Annotated in this window: 2 protein-coding genes, 1 other RNA gene and 2 pseudogenes; 4 read left to right on the forward strand and 1 reads right to left on the reverse strand. The window is 68.7% G+C overall.

Going from position 1 to position 3,553, the window contains the following annotated elements; all coding sequences use genetic code 11:
* From NBW84_RS20870 to ssrA, 4 genes and pseudogenes are all read left to right on the forward strand, one after another.
* Positions 1-206, forward strand: a pseudogene (locus NBW84_RS20870) (cell division ATP-binding protein FtsE); the annotation flags it as partial.
* Positions 207-450: 244 nt separating this feature from the next.
* On the forward strand, positions 451-1,323 hold the full coding sequence (gene ftsX / locus NBW84_RS20875) for a permease-like cell division protein FtsX (protein WP_250286618.1): 873 nt from the start codon (positions 451-453) through the stop codon (positions 1,321-1,323).
* A 141-nt stretch (positions 1,324-1,464) separates the two neighbouring features.
* Entirely contained in the window at positions 1,465-1,944 is a 480-nt protein-coding gene (gene smpB / locus NBW84_RS20880) for an SsrA-binding protein SmpB (RefSeq protein ID WP_250286617.1), read from the forward strand.
* 250 nt (positions 1,945-2,194) lie between these two features.
* Positions 2,195-2,572, forward strand: a transfer-messenger RNA (tmRNA) gene (gene ssrA, locus NBW84_RS20885).
* A 727-nt stretch (positions 2,573-3,299) separates the two neighbouring features.
* On the opposite strand, the pseudogene NBW84_RS20890 reads toward ssrA, so the two are convergent.
* Positions 3,300-3,553 (reverse strand): annotated as a pseudogene (locus NBW84_RS20890) (PepSY domain-containing protein); the annotation flags it as partial.

A 3,553-nucleotide genomic window follows, 5' to 3' on the forward strand; every position in this document is an offset into this window, starting at 1 on the left:
CCGACGAGCCCACCGGCAACCTCGACCCGGCCACCGGAGCTGGGATCATGAACCTGCTGGGAGCGATCAACCGGGTGGGGACGACCGTCGTCATGGCCACCCACAACGCCGCCCTGGTGGACACCATGCGCCGACGGGTCGTCGAGCTCGAGCACGGGACGCTCGTGCGTGACCAGGCATCCGGCGGCTACGAGCCGGCCCCCTGACGCCGTGACCACAAAGCCCGGCAAGCCCGGTAAGCCTGATAAACCCAACAAACCAGGCCTATCCGATGAACCGGATGAGCCGGGCAGACCGGATGGGAAGAGCGGGCCGGGCGGGAAGAGCGGGGCCGACGGCTCGGGCAGGCCCGACGGGAAGAGCGGGCCGGACGGCTCGGGCGGGCTCGGCGGGCTCGGGAGGCTCCGGCTTCCCAGGCCGCCGGGCAGCGGCAGCGAGGACATGGCCGGGATGCGCGCCGGGGCGTTGCTCGCGATCGGCCTCACCAGCCTGCGGCGCAACCTGGCGACCTCCGTCGCGGTGATCGTCACCGTGGCCATCTGCCTGACCCTGCTCGGCGCCGGGCTGCTGCTGCGGGCCCAGGCCCACACCGTCGACGGTTTCCTCCTGGACCGTATCCAGGCCGTCATCGACCTCGACGACAACATCTCCGGCGCCGAACGCGACGCCCTCGCGGCCGACCTGCGTGCCGACCCCCTGGTGCAGGCCGTCCGCTACGAGGACAAGGCGCAGGCGTTCGAGCGCTTCAGGCGCGACTTCCGCAACTCGCCCGACATCGTCAGCGGGGTGAGCGCGGCCGACCTGCCCGCTTCGTTCCGTCTCACGCTCGCCGACCCGCGCCGGGCCGGCGAGATCATCACCGGTTACGCCGGACGGGACGGGGTCGACCGGGTCCGTGACCAGCGTGCCCTGCTCGCCCCGCTCTACCGGATCCTGGACGCCTGCACCATCGGCGCGTTCGCGCTCGCCGCGGTCCAGGCGCTGGCCGCGTTCGCGCTGATCTACACGATGATCCGGGTCTCCGCGCACGGCCGGCGCCGGGAAACCGCGATCATGCGTCTGGTGGGGGCGACGAACGGGACGATCCGGGCCCCGTTCGTGCTGGAGAGCGCCGTCGCCGGGATGGTCGGTGGCCTGTTCGCCGCGGCCGCGCTGATCGCGGGCAAGATCTACCTCGTCGATCACCGGTTCGCCCGCCAGACGGCGTTCCCGCTTTTCGGCTGGGACGCGGTGTGGGCCGCCGTGGCCGGCGTCCTGCTGGTCGGCACCGGGGCGTCCGCGGCGATGGCTTCTGTCGCGCTACGCCGCCACCTGCGTGTTTAGGCAGCGGGCTGGAAGGCTGGCCGACCCTCAGGGGGTCGCCGGACGGCCGGCGGCGGCGTGATCGCTGTGCTTCCGCGTGGCTGGTCGGCGGCGGCGTAACCTCGGTGGAACCTGGTAGGGAAAGAATGAGGTACCCCGAACGTGGCCAAGGAGACCGGCCGGAAGCTGGTTGCGCAGAACCGGCGTGCCCGGCACGACTACACCATCCTCGACACCATCGAGGCCGGGATCGTGTTGCAGGGCACCGAGGTGAAGTCGCTGCGCGCGGGCCGGGCATCCCTGGTGGACGCCTTCGCGCAGATCAGCGACGGGGAGGCGTGGCTGCACGGCGCGCACATCCCCGAGTACACCGAGGGCACGTGGACGAACCATGCCCCGCGGCGGCGTCGCAAGCTGCTGCTGCACCGCGACGAGATCGCCAAGCTGGTCGGCAAGACCAGGGAGGGCGGCCTCACCCTCGTCCCGCTGTCCCTGTACTTCAAGGACGGCCGGGCGAAGGTGGAGATCGCCCTGGCCCGGGGGCGCAAGACCTACGACAAGCGCCAGGTGCTCGCCGAGCGGGACGCGTCACGCGAGGTCTCCCGGGCCATGGGACGACGGGCCAAGGGCCGCGACGACTGAGGTCCCCTGAGTTCGCCGGCCGGCCTTTCAAGATCTCTGATGGATCACCCGGTGCCGCCCGAACCAGCCGGTGCGCCGACGGGAACACGTCCGGCACGTTCGACGTTGGCTGTTTGGCGTCGGGCCAGGGCGCGTCACGTTGACCAGGGCGTGTCATGGTGCGGCGACTCGGGTAGGATGAACATGAAAGCAGCGTTGACCGACATGTTGATCAACGTGTCGGCTAGCGTGATATGAACCAACATGACACGGGGGTGACCGGTTTCGACTTCGGACGTCGGGATAGGGGAAGCGGGCCGAGGATGAGCGGTTATCTCGTAAACGATCCGCTCGAAGAAACAACTGCCAACAAGTCGCAGTCTGCTACACCCCGCACTTTCGCCCTCGCGGCCTGAGCGGGATCAAGTAGCCGTCAGCCTGAGAGTGCCTCCGGCTCAGGACCTGGCGTCGCCAGGAGGATCACCTTCTGATCCGGTCACGGGATCGGCAAGGAACACCTCACAGTGACTGAGCCCACACCGGCTTGCCTGCGTGACCGGTGGGGCTGAGAAACAACAAGCAGGCTGCGCCCGGAGAAGTCCTGTTGCGGGGCCGGAGGACGCGGGTTCGATTCCCGCCACCTCCACCACGATGAGTTATAACGTCCTGACCTGGTCAAATAGGTGTACTCTATGAGTTCCGCTGCTGGGTTGACGGGAAGATGCCCAGGTCAGAGGCTGATCGACTGGTTCGATTCCTCCGACACAACGGTCGCTGCCGACTACAGCATGTAGCCGGCAGCGACGCGGTCCTAGAGCGCCGGTCAGGTAACCCCATACGTATCCCCCCTGAGCGGCGGCACGCTTCGATGGACGTCGGCCACCGAAGAAGATCAGCGTAATTTTGTCGTTGTGTACGTTTTTGCAGCCAAAAAGCGTACACAACGACAAACTATCCATGGATCATGGCCTGTACGGATGGTCATGGATGGGATCCGCGCTACTTGACCGGCGCTCTAGCCACTGTCGTGCTGTTTCGGCTCGGTAGGGACGGCTGGACCACCCGGGCTGCTACTCGCCGGAATGCCAGTCGAGGACGTCTCAGGTGCGAACTGTCCATCGCGGTGCAGCCGGTGAGAAACGCCGCAACCGCAGGGTGTCGCCGAGCACGGTGAGGCTGGGGCAGGCCATGGCTCGGGGGACGGCCGGCCCGCCCTCCTCCATAGGCGCGACGGTGCCCGCGACGACCGGCTCGCCGTCCCACAGCTCCGGTCGTGCCTACCCCGGGAAGGGCCTGGAACGACTGGGCGACGAGCTGACCGCCGCGGTGTGCGGCACCGTGCCGCTACGGCCAGCTCGTCGCGAGCGCCGCTCCGGTCAGGCGGCCGAGGTCTCGTGCTGCCCTCGTGACCGGCTACGTGCCAGGCATACCAGGATGTCGATCAGGATGAAGGCACCCAGGGACACGCCGAGGACGGGCAGTGCCCAGCCGATCGCCGCGGTCACGAGGGCGGTGACCACCAGGGCCGGTTTCCAGATGTGCCGCCAGGCGCCGCGTACGGGCGGGGGGCCGACGATCCGGGTGCGGTCGGCGCGGGTGGGGCGGCGCTGCCACCACATGCGGTAGCCTT

The organism is Protofrankia sp. CiP1_Cm_nod2 (assembly GCF_920664355.1).
GTDB lineage: Bacteria > Actinomycetota > Actinomycetes > Frankiales > Frankiaceae > Protofrankia.

Coding starts and splice junctions, on each gene's coding strand:
- ftsX (WP_250286618.1), top strand. CDS start 451: ATGCGCGCCGGGGCGTTGCTCGCGATCGGCCTCACCAGCCTGCGGCGC.